This window comes from Pseudoalteromonas sp. S3178 (assembly GCF_005886985.1).
Taxonomy (GTDB): domain Bacteria; phylum Pseudomonadota; class Gammaproteobacteria; order Enterobacterales; family Alteromonadaceae; genus Pseudoalteromonas; species Pseudoalteromonas carrageenovora.
Genome location: NZ_PNCW01000073.1, coordinates 1 through 18,870 on the forward strand (window position 1 = coordinate 1; position 18,870 = coordinate 18,870).

The 18,870-nt window shown below is 38.5% G+C and carries 15 protein-coding genes and 1 tRNA gene; 12 read left to right on the forward strand and 4 right to left on the reverse strand.

Annotation, left to right across the window (positions count from 1 at the left end; all coding sequences use genetic code 11):
• Positions 1–145 precede the first annotated feature (145 nt).
• Positions 146–442 carry a ribosome assembly RNA-binding protein YhbY gene (gene yhbY, locus CWC11_RS17950; protein ID WP_058548438.1) on the reverse strand — a complete coding sequence of 99 codons (297 nt, stop codon included), beginning with the start codon at positions 440–442 and terminating at the stop codon, positions 146–148.
• An 88-nt stretch (positions 443–530) separates the two neighbouring features.
• On the opposite strand from yhbY, the gene rlmE reads away from it, so the two are divergent.
• The 8 genes from rlmE to CWC11_RS17990 all read left to right on the forward strand — a co-directional run bounded on the left by rlmE (position 531) and on the right by CWC11_RS17990 (position 8,625).
• Positions 531–1,160, forward strand: a complete 630-nt coding sequence (gene rlmE, locus CWC11_RS17955) for a 23S rRNA (uridine(2552)-2'-O)-methyltransferase RlmE (RefSeq protein WP_058548437.1) — start codon at positions 531–533, stop codon at positions 1,158–1,160.
• Between the two features lie 66 nt (positions 1,161–1,226).
• Complete coding sequence (gene ftsH, locus CWC11_RS17960) at positions 1,227–3,170, forward strand: ATP-dependent zinc metalloprotease FtsH (protein WP_058548721.1); 1,944 nt, start codon at positions 1,227–1,229, stop codon at positions 3,168–3,170.
• 80 nt (positions 3,171–3,250) lie between these two features.
• Entirely contained in the window at positions 3,251–4,099 is an 849-nt protein-coding gene (gene folP, locus CWC11_RS17965; RefSeq protein WP_138683785.1) for a dihydropteroate synthase, read from the forward strand.
• Positions 4,096–5,445, forward strand: coding sequence for a phosphoglucosamine mutase (gene glmM, locus CWC11_RS17970; protein WP_104643048.1), 1,350 nt, complete (start codon positions 4,096–4,098; stop codon positions 5,443–5,445). The genes folP and glmM overlap by 4 nt, the downstream gene beginning before the upstream one ends.
• A 72-nt stretch (positions 5,446–5,517) precedes the next feature.
• A complete protein-coding gene (gene tpiA, locus CWC11_RS17975; protein WP_138683786.1) occupies positions 5,518–6,267 on the forward strand; it encodes a triose-phosphate isomerase in 750 nt (249 codons plus the stop codon).
• Position 6,268: 1 nt separating this feature from the next.
• The gene (secG, locus tag CWC11_RS17980; protein ID WP_138683787.1) at positions 6,269–6,622 is read left to right on the forward strand and encodes a preprotein translocase subunit SecG; all 354 of its coding nucleotides are present in this window, start codon (positions 6,269–6,271) and stop codon (positions 6,620–6,622) included.
• 81 nt (positions 6,623–6,703) lie between these two features.
• Positions 6,704–6,788 (forward strand) — tRNA-Leu (locus CWC11_RS17985).
• A gap of 211 nt (positions 6,789–6,999) precedes the next feature.
• A complete protein-coding gene (locus tag CWC11_RS17990) occupies positions 7,000–8,625 on the forward strand; it encodes a methyl-accepting chemotaxis protein (RefSeq protein WP_138683788.1) in 1,626 nt (541 codons plus the stop codon).
• Between the two features lie 62 nt (positions 8,626–8,687).
• On the opposite strand, the gene CWC11_RS17995 is transcribed toward CWC11_RS17990, so the two are convergent.
• The 3 genes from CWC11_RS17995 to CWC11_RS18005 all read right to left on the reverse strand — a co-directional run bounded on the left by CWC11_RS17995 (position 8,688) and on the right by CWC11_RS18005 (position 11,200).
• Entirely contained in the window at positions 8,688–9,095 is a 408-nt protein-coding gene (locus tag CWC11_RS17995) for a type 2 periplasmic-binding domain-containing protein (protein WP_138683789.1), read from the reverse strand.
• A 12-nt stretch (positions 9,096–9,107) separates the two neighbouring features.
• Positions 9,108–10,265, reverse strand: coding sequence for a porin (locus tag CWC11_RS18000; RefSeq protein WP_138683790.1), 1,158 nt, complete (start codon positions 10,263–10,265; stop codon positions 9,108–9,110).
• Between the two features lie 344 nt (positions 10,266–10,609).
• Positions 10,610–11,200, reverse strand: a complete 591-nt coding sequence (locus CWC11_RS18005; RefSeq protein WP_058548429.1) for a LuxR C-terminal-related transcriptional regulator — start codon at positions 11,198–11,200, stop codon at positions 10,610–10,612.
• 418 nt (positions 11,201–11,618) lie between these two features.
• Between CWC11_RS18005 and CWC11_RS18010 the strand changes: the two genes are divergently transcribed.
• From CWC11_RS18010 to CWC11_RS18025, 4 genes are all read left to right on the forward strand, one after another.
• Positions 11,619–13,841 (forward strand): TonB-dependent receptor, encoded by a 2,223-nt coding sequence (locus tag CWC11_RS18010; protein WP_138683791.1) that lies wholly within the window; start codon positions 11,619–11,621, stop codon positions 13,839–13,841.
• A gap of 153 nt (positions 13,842–13,994) precedes the next feature.
• The gene (locus tag CWC11_RS18015) at positions 13,995–15,116 is read left to right on the forward strand and encodes a 4-phosphoerythronate dehydrogenase (RefSeq protein WP_138683792.1); all 1,122 of its coding nucleotides are present in this window, start codon (positions 13,995–13,997) and stop codon (positions 15,114–15,116) included.
• A gap of 45 nt (positions 15,117–15,161) precedes the next feature.
• Complete coding sequence (locus CWC11_RS18020; protein WP_138683793.1) at positions 15,162–16,178, forward strand: aspartate-semialdehyde dehydrogenase; 1,017 nt, start codon at positions 15,162–15,164, stop codon at positions 16,176–16,178.
• 353 nt (positions 16,179–16,531) lie between these two features.
• Positions 16,532–18,870, forward strand: a 2,339-nt coding sequence (locus CWC11_RS18025) for a FimV/HubP family polar landmark protein (RefSeq protein ID WP_283241013.1), incomplete at its 3' end; no start/stop codon positions are given.

The following is an 18,870-nucleotide window of genomic DNA, read 5'->3' on the forward strand; positions in this document are numbered from 1 at the left end:
TACAAACCTCGCGCCGCGATTTAGTCGTCCCTAGATTGAACAAATTTCAATCCGCAAAGATCAACACGCCCTAGTTAAATAACAAAAAACCAGCATTAAGCTGGTTTTTTTAATTAAACGTTCTAAATCCTTTGAATAGGACTAATTAGTTACGCGGCAATTGGATCTTTTTCTCAACACTTTGGCGATAAAGCACAATAGTGTGACCAATCGTTTGTAGTTTAGTCGCGCCAGTTTCACGAATAATAGCATCAAAAATTAGGGCTTTAGTTTCGCGATCGTCAGTGGGTACTTTCACTTTGATTAATTCGTGAATTTCTAATGCACTTTGAATTTCAACTACTACGCCTTCGGTTAAACCGTTAGAACCTAGTAAAACTACAGGCTTGAGGCTATGTGCCTGACCTTTTAAAAACTGCTTTTGTTTGTTTGATAATGTCATGTTTATACAAATTTTGCTGAATATGGCTTGAATTAAGGGTATTCTAACGCCATCTAAAGAATATTACTAATTAGTTGCGTGTTAATTTATGACAAATAAAAAACAGTCAGCCAGTTCACAGCGTTGGCTGAAAGAACATTTTGATGATAAATATGTTCAAGAAGCGCAAAAAAAAGGCTGGCGTTCTAGAGCGGTTTTTAAATTAGATGAAGTACAAAATAGAGATAAGTTACTTCGCCCTGGTATGACTGTGGTCGACTTAGGGGCTGCTCCTGGAAGTTGGTCACAATATTTGGCTGAGAAAGTAGGTGACAAAGGGCAGGTTGTTGCGTGTGACATATTACCTATGGACTCACTTGCGGGTGTTGATTTTTTACAAGGCGACTTTCGTGAAGAGGCTGTATTGAATGCATTGTTAAAACGCATTGATGGTAAAAATGTTGATGTGGTACTCTCTGATATGGCACCTAATATGAGTGGCAATAACTCGGTAGATCAAGCCGGTAGCATGTACTTAGTGGAACTTGCACTAGATATGTGTAACCAAGTTTTAAAGAAAAATGGCGCATTTATTGTTAAAGTTTTCCAAGGTGAAGGCTTTGATCAATACTTGCAGGATGTACGTAATAGTTTTAAAGCAGTGAAAATACGCAAACCTGATGCCTCACGTGCCCGTTCTCGGGAAGTATATATAGTAGCGACTGGATACAAACTGTAGTACAGTTGCTTGGCGTTTAGTTGAATTTAAATTAATTGGATACAAGAGGTTAACCCCTTGAGCGATATGGCGAAAAATTTAATACTATGGCTGGTGATTGCAGTTGTGCTGATGTCAGTCTTTCAGAGCTTTAATGGCGGCGATCAAGTTGATCGTCAAACAAGTTACACTCAATTTGTAAAAGATGTACGTAGTGGCTCTTTACAAGAAGTTATTATTGACCGTGGTACAGGAAATATTACGGGCACTAAAAGCAGTGGCGAACGTTTTCAAACAACAATGCCAATGTACGATGAAGATTTAATTAATGATTTGCTTAAAAATGATGTAAATGTGAAAGGGGTTCAACCTGAAGAACAATCATTTTTAGCGAGTATATTTATTTCTTGGTTCCCGATGATACTGCTCATTGGTGTATGGATATTCTTCATGCGTCAAATGCAAGGCGGTGGCGGTAAAGGTGCGATGTCGTTCGGTAAGAGCAAAGCGCGCTTAATGAGCGAAGATCAAATTAAAACAACCTTTGCTGATGTTGCCGGTTGTGATGAAGCAAAAGAAGACGTTACCGAATTGGTAGACTTTTTACGCGACCCATCTAAATTCCAAAAGCTAGGCGGCAGTATACCTAAGGGTGTACTAATGGTTGGTCCTCCTGGTACAGGTAAAACGTTGCTAGCGAAAGCGGTGGCAGGTGAAGCAAAAGTACCATTTTTCACAATTTCAGGTTCTGACTTTGTAGAAATGTTTGTAGGTGTTGGTGCATCACGTGTTCGTGACATGTTTGAACAAGCTAAAAAAGCAGCCCCTTGTATTATCTTTATAGATGAAATTGATGCCGTTGGTCGCAAACGTGGCGCAGGTATGGGCGGCGGTAATGATGAGCGCGAACAAACATTAAACCAAATGCTAGTAGAGATGGATGGTTTTGGTGGTAATGAAGGCATCATTGTTATTGCTGCTACTAACCGCCCAGATGTACTTGACCCTGCATTACTTCGTCCAGGTCGTTTTGACCGCCAAGTAGAAGTAGGTTTACCAGATATTCGCGGCCGTGAACAAATACTTAAAGTTCACATGCGTAAAGTGCCATTAGGCGACAACGTAGAAGCGGCTGTTATTGCTCGTGGTACACCTGGTTTTTCAGGTGCTGATTTAGCAAACTTAGTAAATGAAGCTGCTCTTTATGCTGCACGTGGTAATAAACGTGTTGTTAATATGGCTGAGTTTGACGCTGCTAAAGATAAAATCATGATGGGCGCAGAGCGTAAGACCATGGTGATGAGCGAGCAAGAAAAAGAAATGACGGCTTACCACGAAGCAGGCCATGCAATTGTTGGCCGTATGGTGCCAGAACATGACCCTGTTTATAAAGTATCTATCATTCCACGTGGTCGCGCGCTGGGTGTAACAATGTACTTACCAGAGCAAGATCGTGTTAGCCATTCTAAAGAGCTTTTAGAGTCTATGATTTCAAGCCTTTATGGTGGCCGTATTGCTGAAGCACTTATTTATGGTGCTGACAAAGTAACAACCGGTGCAAGTAACGATATTGAGCGCGCAACTGATATTGCACGTAAAATGGTTACACATTGGGGTTTAAGTGAAAAACTTGGACCGTTACTTTACGCTGAAGATCAGAACGAGATGTACATGGGTGGCGGCGGAAGTCGTGCATCGAGCATGTCGGATGATACGGCTAAAGTAATTGATGCTGAGGTACGCTTGTTCTCAGATCGTAACTATCAGCGAGCAGAAGATATATTAAAAGAAAACATCGATATTCTTCACTCAATGAAAGATGCACTGATGAAATATGAAACAATCGATGCTAAACAAATTGATGATTTAATGGCACGTCAGCCAGTTCGTGAACCTCGCGATGCGCATGACCGTCATGAAGCTAAGCCTGAAAAAGCCCAAGCACCTCAAGAGCCGGTTATTGAAGAAACTCAAAAACCAGATGATTCATCAAAAAAAGATGAAACAAACCTTGATGACAAAGCTGAATAATCGTTAAAATAGTTATGAAAGCCCCGTACTTCGGGGCTTTTTTGTATCAACTATTTAGAAATAAGAATAAAAGGTTGGCAATGACTAACGAATTAAAGCTTCCAAGAGGCCGTAAGCTCAGCCTAGAAACTCCAGTGATTATGGGAATATTAAATGTTACACCAGATTCTTTTTCTGATGGTGGGCAGTTTATAGACCCCGTTACCGCACTCAATCAAGCTATGCAGTTGTTAAATGATGGCGCGCAAATAATTGATATAGGCGGTGAATCTACCCGTCCTGGTGCCCCTGATGTATCTCTTGAAGATGAGCTTGCGCGCGTCATTCCCGCAATTAATGCCATTCGTGAGCACAGTGACTGTATTATTTCTATAGACACAAGTAAGGCAATGGTAATGGAGCAAGCTTTACTAGCCGGGGCCGACATTATAAATGATGTAAGAGCACTTCAAAACGAGGGCGCATTAGAGGTTGTAGCAAAACACAGCGATGTGGCTATTTGTCTAATGCACATGCAAGGCCAGCCTCGTAGTATGCAATCAGCCCCTCATTACGATGATTTATTTTCAGATATAAACACTTTTTTTACTCAGCGTATTAACGCATGTGAAACAGCTGGGATTAAGCGAGAGCAGCTTATTCTTGACCCTGGATTCGGATTTGGAAAAACATTGAGCCATAATTATCAAATATTGGCTCAGTTTAATGACTTTAATAAATTTGACTTACCCTTACTTGCTGGTTTATCGCGTAAGTCGATGATAGGTAATTTATTAAATAGAGACACTAGTGAGCGCCTTGCAGGTAGCTTAGCCGGTGCATTAATAGCAGCGCAAAATGGCGCAAAAATTATTCGTGTACACGATGTAAAAGAAACCGCAGATGTACTTGGTGTATATCAAGCGTGCGATAAAGGAATTACACAATGAAAGAAAGAAAATATTTTGGCACTGACGGCGTACGTGGTTTAGTAGGCACAGCTCCCATAAACCCTGAATTTGCAATGAAATTAGGTTGGGCTGCAGGGCGAGTATTATCACAAAGCGGCACAAAGAAAGTAATTATAGGTAAGGATACCCGTATTTCTGGCTATATGCTTGAAACCGCACTAGAAGCAGGCCTTATTGCTGCAGGTATTGATGTAGTATTGCTCGGTCCAATGCCAACTCCCGCAGTTGCATATTTAGCACAAACATTTAGAGCTGAGGCGGGCATTGTTATTAGTGCTTCGCATAACCCTTATTACGATAATGGTATTAAGTTTTTTAATGGTCAAGGCTTAAAACTTGATGATGCTGTTGAGCTTGAAATAGAAGCGATGCTTGACGAACAGATGACGTGTGTTGCATCTGACAAGCTTGGTAAAGCATCACGCTTAGTTAGCGCTGATGGGCGTTATATTGAATTTTGTAAAAGCCAGTTTCCTCAAGGTCTTTCACTAGAGGGGCTTAAAATTGTTTTAGATTGCGCAAATGGCGCAACCTATCATATTGCACCTTCAGTAATGCGAGAGCTTGGTGCTGAGGTTATTACTCATGCTTGTGAACCTAATGGGGTTAATATTAATCACGAATGTGGTGCAACGCATGTAGATACATTAAAACGTAAAGTACTAGAGCACAAAGCCGATGTGGGCATTGCCTATGATGGTGATGGCGATCGTGTAATGATGGTCGATCATAATGGCCGTGTATTTGACGGTGATGACTTAGTTTATATTATAGCGTGCCAAGCTGCAGATGATCATATGCTGGGCGGTGGAGTAGTTGGTACCGTTATGTCTAATATGGGCCTTGAAAATGCTCTAAAGGCTAAAGGTATAGACTTTGCGCGCAGCAAAGTGGGCGACCGTTATGTTATGGAAGTGCTTCAACAAAAAGGCTGGAAAATTGGCGGAGAGAGCTCAGGCCATGTTTTAAATTTAGATTTAATTAGTACCGGTGATGGTATTATTTCAAGCCTTCAAGTACTTGCCGCTATGGTTGCGCAAAATCGAACATTACAAGATTTAGGTGCCGGTTTTACCAAGTACCCAATGAAAATGATCAATGTGCGTTATACACCCGGTACCGATCCTACAAAAGCAAGCGAAGTACTCGATGCGGTGGCAGAAGTTGAAAAAACTTTAGGTGATAAAGGGCGTGTTTTACTTCGTAAATCAGGTACTGAGCCAGTAGTTCGTGTTATGGTTGAAGCTGAACAAGAAAAAATAGTATTAGACAGCGCTAAAAGAATTGCAGCGGTTGTCGAATCTATGAGCAAACAAACTGATTGATAACAATAACCTCTTGTAACTTTGGGCGAGAAAAGTTAATATCTCGCCCGCTTTCTAATATGGAGTGGAAAAATGGCAACACGCAAGGCGATGGTCGCGGGCAACTGGAAAATGAACGGCTCTTTAGAGCTAGTTAAACAAATGTCTGATGCTATTAACAATGTACAATCACAAGAGATGGACATTGTTTTATTTCCTCCTTTCCCTCTAATATCAGCAATGATTGCAAGTGGAGTTGTAACTGGGACACAAACTGTTTCAGAAAATACGCCAGGTGCTTTTACTGGTGAGGTAGATGCTCAGCTTGTTAAAGACTTAGGTGCACACTATGTACTTGTAGGTCATTCAGAGCGCCGTAGTATTTATAACGAGAGTAATGCAACCGTAGCTGATAAATTTGCTAGAGCACAACAGGTAGGTTTAACCCCTATCTTGTGTATTGGTGAAAGTGAAAGCGAGCAAGAAAACGATCAAACCGAACAAGTAGTTGCTGCACAAATTGATGCAGTAATTGAAAAATTAGGTGTAGCAGCACTGAAAGATTCTGTGATAGCATACGAGCCCGTTTGGGCCATAGGCACAGGTAAGACTGCATCGCCGGAGCAGGCACAAGCTGTTCATAAATTTATCCGCGATAAAATTGCATCACTAGATAGCGATTTAGCACAAGGGCTTACCATCTTATATGGTGGTAGCGTTAACGAAAAAAATAGCGAATTATTATTTGCACAAACAGATATAGATGGCGGCCTAATTGGCGGAGCTAGTCTTAAAGCAGATTCATTTACTGCAATCTGTAACAGTGCAAAAAGGACCGTATAAGATGTACGAAATTTTATTAGTAGTTTATTTAGTTGTAGCTCTAGCTTTAGTTGGTATGGTTTTAATCCAACAGGGTAAAGGCGCTGACATGGGCTCATCATTTGGTGCTGGTGCTTCGGGCACTGTTTTTGGCTCATCAGGTGCAGGTAACTTCATGACTAAAACAACAACCAGCTTAGCAACAGTCTTTTTTGTATTAAGCATTGTTTTAGGTAATCTTACTGCTGGTCAAATTAAAAAGACTGACGAGTGGGAAAACCTTGAGCCAGCACCTGCAGCAGAAACTGTATTACCTGCTGAAGAAGATGTGCCAGTTTCAGCTACTAAAGAGCAAAGCTCTGACGTACCTAACTAATTTTAGTTTAAAACTAACGTTAAACGATTTATAGACCTCAGATAAGTCATTAAGTTTAACACTTAAGCGAAAGCTTAAAATGCGGATGTGGTGGAATTGGTAGACACGCTACCTTGAGGGGGTAGTGCTTTAGGGCGTGGGGGTTCAAGTCCCCCCATCCGCACCAAATTATAGAAACCAGTAACAGTAATGTTACTGGTTTTTTTATGCCTGCAATTTATGTTGAGTGTTATTTGTACTGCTGCTTCTTTATGGAGCAATTAGTTATTTAATTTTTTGAATTATTTGTAAAAAAAACTAGAAATATTACAAATTTAGTTAACACTTATGAGTAATAAGCCGATAATAGATTTAGACAATAAAATAAGGTATTTACAATGGCTTCAGGCTTCTCTTTTCAAAATCTCAGCATAAGTAAAAAAATACATGCGATTACGAGTATTGCTGTCGTTGCATTTTTAGTGATTGTTTTGATCAACTATTTTGCTATGAATGATAATAGAATTGCACTTGATGAAATGGAAAAATCATCTTACCAAGTTGTTAAGTTAACATCAGCTAACGTTGGCATTTTAGAGAAGCTAGACGAACTTTATACTCAAGCGGTCACATTTGGTGAGCAGGATTTAGTGGAAAAAGCGTCCGATACATATAACCAACTTGAATTAAATATTATCGCGATAGAAAAAATAAATGCGTCTTATATTCATAGTGACACTAAAGAGCAACTCGCAAATTATGAAAAAATATCAGCGACCATTGCAAATGGCATGGTAAATGGGACAGCCGATTTTAGTAAAATTCAGCAACAAGCACAGAGAAAAACAGCGCTTTACAATGATGTACTTGAAAAGTTTAAGGCATCACAAGTAAAAGCAGATGATCGCTTTTTTGAACTTGTTGCAAGCACAAAGGACCGCTCTGATTACGCGCTTACATTAATGTTAGTTGTTTCTATTGTATCGCTTATGTTACTGCTCTTTATGGCTATTTGGATAGCTAAGCGAATTGCTTCTTCAGCAAGTGATGCGGCAAATAATTTGAGCCTATTAGCAAACGGTAAAGGCTCGTTAAGCACTAAGTTGACAGTTAACTCTGAGGATGAAATAGGCCAAGTATCTATAAACTTTAACTCTTTTATTGGTATATTGAAAAAAACGGTATTAGAAATAATAGCTGTTTGCGAACCGTTAATGGAAAATTCTACTCGTTTAGTACAGGGGATGGAACAAGCGGAGCGCGCAACGACCAAGCAAACCAGTGACGCTGAGATTGTGAAGCAATCGATGGAAGAGATGAAGCAGAGTGTTGGAGATATTTCTCAATCAGCTGCAAGTGCTTCTCATGCCGCGCAAACGGCAGAGAAAGAAGTTGAGCAGAGTAGAACTCAAGTGCAAACATCAGTAACCGCTTCCCGCACGTTGAGTGATGAGATTAATCACGCAGCTACAACAATTAATAAATTAGCAGACGATACAAAAAATGTATCGCAAATATTAAATGTTATTACATCAATAGCCGAGCAAACAAATTTACTTGCACTTAATGCAGCTATTGAGGCTGCTCGTGCTGGTGAGCATGGCCGAGGCTTTGCTGTTGTTGCTGATGAAGTTAGAGAGCTTGCATCGCGTACAGCTCATTCTACAAATGAGATCCGAGAGCTGTTGACTACTTTAACTGAAGCGGCTAACGAATCAGTTACAGCAATGACATCGGCAAGAGATATGGCTACCGATAATGCAACTGCAGCTGAAAAAACAGGTATTTCTATAGAGAAAATCGCAGAGCAAATGTTAGAAATCAATGGAATGAATTCACAAATTGCTGCTGCCACCGAAGAACAAACGTCAGTTGCTGCTATGGTTGTAGAAAATGTTACAAATATGCATGTATCATTTGAAGATACAATGGACTCGCTAACCGCTGTTAGGGATGTAGCTAAAAACCTTCATTATCTTTCAGATAACCTGCTAGATGCTACTGCTAAATTTAAAATAGAATAAGCAAAGCGTAATTATAAAAAAACCACCTAATTGGTGGTTTTTTTATAATATATTAGTAGCACTTAAAAAGTAGCTATCACTTTAACTTTATCTGTGGCTTTGCTGCTATCAATATAACCGATAGAGTCTGCATTAGCCGCTACAAAGTCTATAACAGCTTGGTCTGTATCCAACTTTTCAGGCGGTGTGCCTTTACCGGTAAAAACAAGTTTTGACCAGTAAGCGTTTAATTGGCTACTCGATTTACCAACCACCTTAGAATTGAATTCCTCAGCAACAGCGGTACCGTTTTGAGTTGCTGGATTAACCTTATTTCCGTTATCAAAAGACTTAGTTTTCCCTAAGTAAATCTTCTTTATAGTGTCTGCATCAAGTGCACTTGCATTACCAGGGTTTACAATCACTGCAACTTCAGCGAAAGCACCGAAAGAACATATCGAAAGTGCACTAGCTAGAATTAATTTTTTCATATTCCGCTCCAATTAAAATACTAAGTCAACACCAACGGCTACAACATCTGTCTCAGTGTTAGTGACGTCATCATCAAATCGGCTAAAGTCAATTTTAAACGCAGCTGAAGGGTGGAAGTCGTAGCGAGCTCCAATTGTGACAACGTTGCTCTCTGCACGCACGTTATCAAGTGCAAGGTTAACAGTCGTATTTAATAATGGAATTGATTCAAGTGTATTAAAACGTGATGAATCATGTTCATCATCATTTTTTTCATAGGTGAGGTGAACGATAACATCATCTATACGATAGCCAGCAGAGGCATAGTATTGTGATTGTTCAGCCAAAATACTTCCCTCGACTTCAAACTGAGTATATTCAGCATCAAATAAGAAGTTTTCATAGTCTACAGAGAAGCCAATTCCAAAAAAAGTTGTTTCATCTTCGTCCGTGATAAGATCATTTGCTGTGCTGGTTAAACCGCTCGTGTTAAGTACAGCAATAAGTTCATTTAATTTACTTAAGTCATCGTCATCGCTTAAGTCGTCGATATCAGTAGAAATGCTCGTGTCGGCAACAATGTATGCAGCCCGCGCACTAAACCAGTCGTATGATAGGCTCCAGTTTATACCGCCTAAATTATTTAATTCTGCAGGCAGGTCATTTCCAAATACATCTATATCGCCATCAAAGGCACCATAAAAGCCTTGTAAAGTAGAGTCCCAATCTCCTAATTGATTGTTATAAACGACACTTAACCCTTCATAAGTCGAGAATGGGATGCCATAGACTGATCTTGGTGGACGTACCCAGCGATAAGCATAGCCAACGTCTAAAAAGTCTGAGTATTTATAAAAAGGGACGCGCATTTTACCAGCGCTAAATTGCAGCTCATCGCTGTATTCATAAGTAACATATGCCCATTCGAATGTTGCGTCAAAGTCATCTTCTCCACGCGCAATAATTTGAGCCGTAGCGGTTAGCTTTTCTTGAAGATCAGCAGATAGTTGTAAAGCGAACTTACTCTCATTTTTAAATGAGATATCGTCGTCATATCCGTATAAGGTCTGATCACTGTCTAGACTTTTACCACCGACAATAGATGCAAAACCATTAATACGTACCTCAGCGCTTGCATAACTTGTTGCAAGTACAGCACATACAGCTACTGCTACAGATAGCTTTTTCATATGTATTTCCTATTTGTTATTTAGATGTTGATTTCATGAGGATTATAGATGTGATAGTAGTTTTTATCTAATAAATTTAGAAAGTTAGTATAAATAAATTTAGAGGGGGTTTTTATAGGTTTTTAACATAAGTTTTAAAAGTGGGTACTAAAAACTGAACCGTATGATTTTATTAGAATAAATTTCAAGCCTAATTATTAAGGCTTTCTTATAATAACGGGAACTTTAAAACTAAAATTTATTTATACGTTCTTTGATTGAGAGGCTAAAACAAACATTGTAGGTAATTATCAAGGCTATAAGCAAATTGGCCCAATTACACTTTAATTATTAATTATTAATTATTAATTATTAATTTTATTTAAGTTTTTTTGACACCAAAGTAATGCTTGCTGTTTATTTTTAACGGCAATTTTTTGGTAAACTTTATGCAAATGCACACGAACGGTAGCTTCACTTATAAATAAAGTGTCTGCAATGGCACTTGAATGCAAGCCAGAGAAAAGTAAATTTAGAACTTTAATTTCTTTACATGTTAAGTTATTTGATTGCAGTGTAGTTTGTTGTTCACTGGCAAGCATTTGTCTCATCCAACCATCAGTGACTGCACGAGGAAACCATAATTTACCTTGTTCAATCGCTTCTAATCCTTGAGTAAAAAGCTCTTCTTCGGTGCCTTCATAAAATAAACCTTTTAAATTAGGCCATTCCTTTAATGCTAATACATCACCGTCTTTAGGGACGTCAAAAATTGCTAAACCTTGATGGCCATTTTGCTGCATAAATTGATTAATCAGTTCGTAATTAGTTATGACATTTAAGGCTTGATAATTAACAAGTAAAACATTGTAGTGAGCGGCAACACAAAAAAGGGAAGTATAATTTGGGTTTTTAAAACATTGAATATGTTTATCTGTTGTATTTGCAATATTCATAATTTTCTATCCATAGACTGCATGTTAGTACTATATTCTTATTTTTAGTTAATTTCAATGATGAGCCTGTGCCTTTTTGTATTTTTTTTATACACATTAGTACATTTATAATAAGTTGTTTTATAAGCGATTTTAAAATTAAATGATAGGGATTCTTTTTATTTACAAGAGGTTATTTGTTTTATTTAATTTTTTAATATCTGTCTCGGTTAAAGATAATTTATCTTAAGCGAATAGTATTTGCTAAAAATTTATAGTATTTTCAATTAATTTAAAAAAACATACATTTGTTCACAATATTGTCATATAATGTCCCTCCAGAGGAAAGGTGCTATCACGCATCTTTTTTTATGCCTAAAATTTATATTTTCTTAATATAAATGCATAACAAATTACACGGTATCCTTTGGAGAATATTTTGAAACTACGCACACTCTCACAGTTAAGCCTAGCAATTGTTGCTGCACTATCTACCTCAGTAAATGCTGAAGAAGCTAAAACAACAGCAAAACAAGACGCGTTTGAAAAAATCGAAGTTACAGCTCGTAAACGTACAGAGAGCTTATTTGAATCTCCAACCGCTATCACATCAATTGGGGCGAACCTTATTGATAAAGCCAATATGAGTAACCTTGAAGATATTGGTAAATATGTTCCAAACTTAAATATCACCCGCTATGGCGTTGGTAATGCAGCACATGCGTCTGTATTTATTCGTGGTATTGGTCTACAAGATCATATTATCACTACAGATCCAGGTGTAGGCGTTTATTTAGATGGCGTTTATTTAGGCCGTCAAATGGGCTCGAACTTATCACTACCTAATGTTGAGCGTGTTGAGGTTTTACGTGGCCCACAAGGTACGCTATATGGTCGTAATACTTTAGGTGGCGCGGTAAATGTAATTACTAAACAACCAGGTGACGAAGGTATTGTTACTACTTCGGCAAAAATTGGTAGCCGCGGGCGTATTGCCGGTGATGTTTATTTTAATAACTCACTAAACGATGAACTAAGCATGTCGGCTAGTGCATCATACAAAACACGTGATGGTGTTGGTGAAGCTGTTAATTTAGCTAATCCCGAGAAAGAAATTGGTGAGGAAGAAGAATTTAGTGGTCGTGTTGCCCTTAAGTGGCAAGCGAATAGCGATTTAGCATTTACTTTCTCTCTCGATGGTGTTGATAACGAGTCGGGTCAATCGCCTTACACTATAGAATTAACTGAACCGCTAGATGCAAACGATGTATTCAATGGTGACTTTCCACTACTTACACAAGACATGATCCCGTCAGATCCTGATGATTTGGGTACTACTGTTGCTGGTATTGAGTCTACATCTTATTCAGGTTGGGGGTCGTCATTTACTGCTGATTGGGCAATTGATGACACATATACAGCTAAGTTTATTTCAAGCTACCGTACTTCTGAATATGAAGGCGGTCTAGATGATGATGCCTCACCACTTAATTTATCTGAGTTCCCAGAAGAAGGCGGAGCTGACCAATACTCGTTTGAAATTCAACTCAATGCTACTTACGATAATATGGATTTTGTATCAGGCCTTTATTTCTTTAATGAAGATGGATTTACGCGTTCAGGACCATTTGTATTTAGCCCGTTCAATACGCCTAATGGATTCTTAAACGATGGTGTAACTCCTTCGTTTGGTGGTTATGGCGACTTTGAAATTAACCAAGAAACTAATTCATACGCAGTTTATTTTAATACAAGTTACGACTTAACTGATGATTTAAGTATTGGTGGCGGCCTTCGCTACTCAAAAGATGAAAAAGATGCTGACGCTATCTTCCCAACATTTGCAGAGCGTAAATATGTAAGTGCTGAATTTGACGCTGTAACGTGGGATGTTAATGCATCTTACCAAATTAGTAATAGCATGAATGTGTATGGTCAAATACAAAAAGGCTATCAAACAGGCGGTTTCCCTCCTCGCCCATTTGGTGGGCCAGATCAGTTTGTATCATTTGATGAAACTAAAGCGGTTAACTACGAGATGGGCTTAAAAGGCCAAGTACATGAAAATGTATCTATGATGCTAGCGGTATTCGTAACTGACTACACCGACTTAGCACTGCCATTTTCAGATCCTACAGCAGGTGGTGGCTTCGTAACAATCGTAGAAAATGCAGGCCAGTCTAAAGCACAAGGTATTGAGCTTGAAACAACGGTTGCAATAACAGACGACTTTACCATTCGCAGTGCCGTTGGTTACTTAGACTCTGAAATTACAGAGGTCGATGCAGGCGTTCAAGGGATTGGTAAAGGTGACTCACCAGCACTTACACCTCGTTGGACTGTCATGATTGCACCTTCTTACTTTATGGATTTAGACAGCGGTGCAACAGTTGCGTTTAACGCTAACTATTCATATCGTAGCGATATGCAAGGACAATCGGTTTACAATGAAAGTGAAACTATAGACTCACGTGAGTTAGTTGGTTTTAATGTATCTTACACGAACCCTTACGGCGACATGGAAGTTACGATATACGGTGAAAACGTATTGAACGAAGTTTACGATGTAGGTCGCTTACAACAATCTGGCTTTGTTGGTGTTATGCGCAGTAATGACCGTAGTGAGTTTGGCTTAAAATTCAAAAAAGATTTTGAGTTATAAGCTAAAATATTTTTAAAAAGTATGTAACTTACGAATACGACTATTTTATTTTGTAATATAGGCCGAATCAGCTTTTGATTCGGCCTTTTTAGTTTGTGTATAGGCCAAATTGTTCGTTACAATAGCGCCTCTTAATTGCAAACGAGTCCTCAGATGAAAATTCTTGCCGATCAAAATATGCCTTTAGTTGAGCAGTACTTTGCAGACTTTGGTGAGGTTGAACGCTTTGATGGCCGCAAATTAACACCAGAACAATTAATTGATGTAGATGTACTACTCACTCGTTCTGTCACAAAAGTAGATACTACGCTTTTAGCGTGTGCTAATAAGCTGAGCTTTGTTGGTACAGCAACCATTGGTGTAGATCATATAGACACTCATTTACTAAGCGATAAAAACATTGCATTTAGTAGTGCCCCAGGTTGCAATGCTATCGCTGTTGCTGAATATGTAATCAGTAGTTTATATGCTTTAGCTCAAGAAAATGCACAGCCACTTAGCGGTAAAACAATAGGTATTGTAGGCGTTGGTAATATAGGCAGCTGTTTAGCTGATAAACTAAAAGCGCTAAACGTTAATGTTTTACTATGTGATCCACTAAAACATGAGCAAGGCTTATTAAAAGAGCACATAGGACTTGATGAGTTATTGGCTAAAAGCGATGTTGTTACTTTACATGTTCCGCTAATCAAAACTGGTAAACATAAAACGCTTCATTTGATAGATCAAACACGTTTAAAAGCACTTAAACCTGGGTTAATTTTAATTAATGCTTGTAGAGGTGAAGTTATTGATAATCGAGCATTACTAAAAGTAATGGAGCAAGGTGCAGACCTAGATTTAGTGTTAGATGTATGGGAAAACGAACCAGACATATTAACACCGTTGCTTGATCATGTTCGCTATGCCAGTGTGCATATTGCGGGGCACACTCTTGAAGGGAAAGCCCGAGGTACGCAAATGTTATATCAAGCATTATGCGAACTAAAAAATGTTAAGGGCGTTAAATCACTCGATGATTTTCTACCTGAGCCTGTAATTACTCAAGCAACTTTACAACCGAGCTTTGAAGACGAAGACATAGCACGTTTAGTACACTTAATTTACGATGTTCGCCGCGATGACGGCATTTTACTTCGTCACTTAGCTAAAGATGGGTTTGATAGCCTACGCAAAAACTATCCAGTAAGGCGCGAGTTCAGTACGTTAGAAGTGCAAGCAGCACCAGATCTAATGGCAAAGTTGAATCAGCTAGGCTTTACAACAGCAAACTAATTTAATCTGTGGTGTTGCTTTAACACCGCTAATAGAGGAATAAATATGTCGCAAAAATATAACGTTGCCGTACTCGGTGCTACTGGTTTAGTAGGCCGTCAGATCATAGAAACACTTGAAGATCGTAAGTTTCCAGTGGATCAACTTTTTTTACTTGCTAGTAGTCGAAGTGCTGGTGAAGATATAAAGTTTCGTGGTGAAACCATAGAAGTACTAGACGTTGAAGGCTTTGACTTTAGCCAAGCACATATTGGTTTATTTTCAGCCGGCGGCAGTGTATCAGAAAAATATGCACCTATTGCAGCAGAGGCTGGATGTGTAGTTATCGACAACACATCACACTTTAGAAATGACTTTGAAGTACCACTTATAGTGCCTGAGGTTAATGCTTCAAGCTTAGTTGACTTTAGAAATAAAAATATTATAGCGAACCCTAACTGCTCAACCATCCAAATGATGCTGGCACTTAAACCGATATACGATGCTTATGGAATTGATCGAGTAAATGTATCGACATACCAAGCTGTGTCGGGTGCAGGTAAAGAAGCTGTAGACGAACTTGCCAAACAAACAGCCAATTTAATGAATGCTCGCCCTATGGAAAACGAAATATTTCCAAAACAAATAGCATTTAACGTAATTCCACAAATAGATAGTTTTGAAGATAACGGCTATACCCGCGAAGAAATGAAAATGGTTAACGAAACACATAAAATTTTAGGTGATACGACTATTGCAGTTAATCCTACATGTGTGCGAGTGCCTGTATTTTTTGGTCATTCTGAGTCTATTAACATAGAAACACGAATGCCTTACGATTTTGAGCACGTAAAGCAATTATTAAACGATGCACCTGGTGTTGAGCTAATTGATGATGAAGGGGATTACCCAACTGCAGTATCTGATGCAAGCGGCAACGATACAGTTTATATTGGGCGATTACGCGCCGATATTTCACATCCCCATGGTTTAAATATGTGGGTTGTAAGTGATAACACTCGAAAGGGCGCTGCAACTAATAGCGTTCAGATTGCAGAAGAGTTAATTGCAAATTATCTATAAAATTAGTAATTAATAAAGAGGTTAATATAAGCGGCAAACTTTTATAGTTTGCCGCTTTTGTTTTTAGGATGTCAAAATATTGCCGCTTTAGTTTGTTAATAAACTAAACACCTTGATCTTTCTGATTAAAATAGAATTACGAAAAAAGTTTTAAGGTATTTATTTTCAAAGCGTTGCAATGGATATTAGGCCGCAACTGGTTTATAGTTTGTAACTGGAATAGAGCTTGCAATAAAAATAGATTGTAATAATAAATTAGAATCAACCATTTGGTTGGTAACGGCAAGAATAATCAGTGTTTACGTAGTTACAAAGGTAGATAATTACGTAGCATTATATATTAAAGGATCAGCATGCGCGGTTTAGCTTCACTTATTATATTAGCGTCTGCATTGGTAGTAACTCCGCTTTACTCTCAAGACAGTACCCAATTAAAGGGGCCAAAGGGCGCTGACTATGGTGCGCAAGGGCGATCAATTGGGCCAATAAAACCAACTGATACTCTGTGGCGTATTGCCGCGAAAGTACGTCCCGATAACTCAGTTAGTATTTATCAAGTTATGCAAGCCTTGTATAACAAAAACCCAAACTCCTTTTTAGAACAAAATCTTAACCACATGCAAAGTGGTGCTTTTTTAAAAATACCTACTTTAGCTGAAATCAGAAGTGTCGACCCACAACTAGCCAAACAACGTTCTGAGCAAGATGATGGTTTATGGGAAAAGAAAAAGAATGGCACGCTTACGCAAAGCGAAATCACGTCAGCACAAACAAAAGTTACACAAGCACGTAAAATAGACGTAGATGATGCTAAAAAAGAGATTCAAAAAGAATTAAACGAAATAAAAACTGAGCAAAGCACTAAATTAGTGGCTTTACAGGAGCAATTTAAAAACTCAGTAAGCAACGTTGAAGAGATTTTAGTTGAAAATAACCAGCTCAAAAAGCAATTGTCAGGAATTTCAAAAGAGCTTGAAAATGTCCGGTTACAATTAGGGCAAGACAGCGAAATCCAAAAGCAATTAAAAGAACTTATTGTTAAACAAAATGAGATCATTGCACAACAAAAAGAAAAAGTAATAAAACCAGAAGAGTCATTTGATTTTAATTCGTTATTTTCAAACCCAATAGTGCTTGGCTTATTAATGTTTATTCCTGGGTTACTGATCATTTTTGCTGTGGTGATGTTTTTACGAAAACGTGCTGACGGCAAAGAAGAAACTCAAAACGATGACGACTTTTTACCACAAACACCTACTTATACTGACGACGAAGACATTGTAACAGGCTTAAATGATGACCCTATAGTACCAGACCCATTAGATGACTTAAGTGTGCAGCTTGATGATAATCTCGACAATGACATGCTGCCAGACGATGATAGTTTAGATGATGATAGTTTAGATGATTTTTCTGAAGGGGAAAACTTACTCGATCAGGATGAACTAGAAAGCTTGTTAAGTGATGATATTGTTTTTGATGATGAAAATACTGATGACGATGATCTAGATATTTTTATGCAGCAAGGCTTTGATCAAACTTCAGACGATAGCCTAGAAGATATTGACTTAGATTTAACTGATGAACCTGTAAATAATGACGAGATTTTAACAAACGATGATCTAGATAGTTTATTTGATGAAGATGATAGCCTGCCTGAATTTGATTCAGAGCAAAAAGGTGACACGGCAGAAGATGATAGCTTAGAGACTCACGATGAAATGGCGGCATTGAGTGAAGAGCTAGCTGGTGAAGATGATTTTGATATTGATGATTTACTTGATCAAACATCGAATGAGCTAGATAGCGAGAACAATGCTCTTGATGAACCTCAAGCAAGTGACGACTTTGACTTAGATGACATAGATAGCTTAATTGATGAAGCAAACGAAACTACGAGTACTGATGAAGATTCATTAGACAGCAGTTTACTTGAAGAAGACGAGTTACTAGACACAAGTGATGATTTTGATTTAGACGATATAGATAGTCTAATTGATGAAGCCAATGAGCCCACAGCTACTGATGGAGATTCATTAGGCGGCGATTTACTTGAAGAGAATGAGTTACTTGAAGAGAATGAGTTACTTGAAGAAGATGAGTCACTAGACACAAGTGATGATTTTGATTTAGACGACATAGATAGTTTAATTGATGAAGCAAACGAGCCTACAGATACTGATGGAGATTCATTAGGCGGCGATTTACTTGAAGAGAATGAGCTACTTGAAGAAGATGACTCACTAGACACAAGTGATGATTTTGATTTAGACGATATCGATAGTTTAATTGATGAAGCAATCGAGCCTACAAGTACTGATAAAGGTTCATCAGGTGGAGATTTACTTGAAGAGAATGAGTTGCTTGAAGAAGATGAGTCATTAGACACAAGTGATGATTTTGATTTAGACGATATAGACAGCCTCATAAATGATCAATTAGATGAACAAGGTTCAAGAGATTCTGAAATTGATAGTGCGTTAGCGGATTCGGTAGAAGATTTAGCTGATGCCCAAGAAGAGTTAGATATTGATGATATCGAATCTTTAGCTACTACATTAAACGAAGAGCAGGGGCTTACAGAGGAAACTGAGCTTGAAGAAGAGCCTGAACTTTTAGAAGAGCCTGAGCTTGAAGAAGAACCAGAGCTTGTAGAAGAGCCAGAGCTTGTAGAAGAACCAGAGCTTGAAGA